2 protein-coding genes are annotated in these 709 nt (G+C 44.4%); one reads left to right on the top strand and one right to left on the bottom strand.

Going from position 1 to position 709, the window contains the following annotated elements; translation table 11 throughout:
• A partial coding sequence (locus tag R8O10_RS25095) for a hypothetical protein (RefSeq protein WP_318191937.1) occupies positions 1-300 on the top strand: 300 nt, incomplete at its 5' end.
• Between the two features lie 243 nt (positions 301-543).
• On the opposite strand, the gene R8O10_RS25090 is transcribed toward R8O10_RS25095, so the two are convergent.
• Positions 544-709 (bottom strand): OmpA family protein (locus tag R8O10_RS25090; RefSeq protein WP_318191938.1); only part of this gene is annotated, 166 nt, incomplete at its 5' end.

Genomic DNA, 709 nt, shown 5'->3' with positions numbered 1-709 from the left:
CGTCTATTAAAAGACCCGTACTTAATGACGCGTCTGCCGCACAGCGTTGAGCCTAAAATCGTTCATAAGCCTAACCCTACCCTAGAGAACCCAGACAACCGAGACACTTGTTACATTGCGAAATGGCGCGAGTTTAACGATAAGGGTGAATACAAATACAAGACGGTAGTACGTTCGATTAACAAATACGGCAAACTTGCCGCTTACATGCAAACGAAAAAGGCACTACTAGAAGCCCACAAAGAGAACTTAGAAATCCTCACTTTTATGGGCCGACTCAACAGCATCGATCTGAAGTAATCCACTCTCGTACTTACACAACTTAAAAGCGCTTCAGACAAATTTCGCTTCACTGCTAAAAATGATTTCGAGAGTTGAACCTCTATCGAACGCAAAAAGAGAACCCGTCATCAACCGGTTCTCTTTTTTGTGTCCACCATTCACAAATTAAGCGATACAAAATGAACAGATAAAAAAAGCCCCGAAGAGCGAACTCTTCGGGGCATTCAGCTTTAGGCTGCTATTCTACGGTCGGGTAGGAGCTTATTGCTGAACTTGGTATTCGAACTCAGGTACAACGATTTCTACGCGACGGTTTTGTTGACGACCTTCACGAGTATCGTTTGAAGCGATTGGGTTGTTTTCACCTTCACCGCGAGCTTGGATGCGTGATGCATCGATGCCTTTTTCAACTAGCGCGTTTGCTACA

Origin of the sequence: Vibrio sp. 1727 (assembly GCF_033344415.1) — a bacterium.
In the GTDB taxonomy this organism is placed as follows: domain Bacteria; phylum Pseudomonadota; class Gammaproteobacteria; order Enterobacterales; family Vibrionaceae; genus Vibrio; species Vibrio alginolyticus.
Note: the sequence above shows the minus strand (reverse complement) of the source record. Positions and strands in the feature narration are given on the sequence as shown.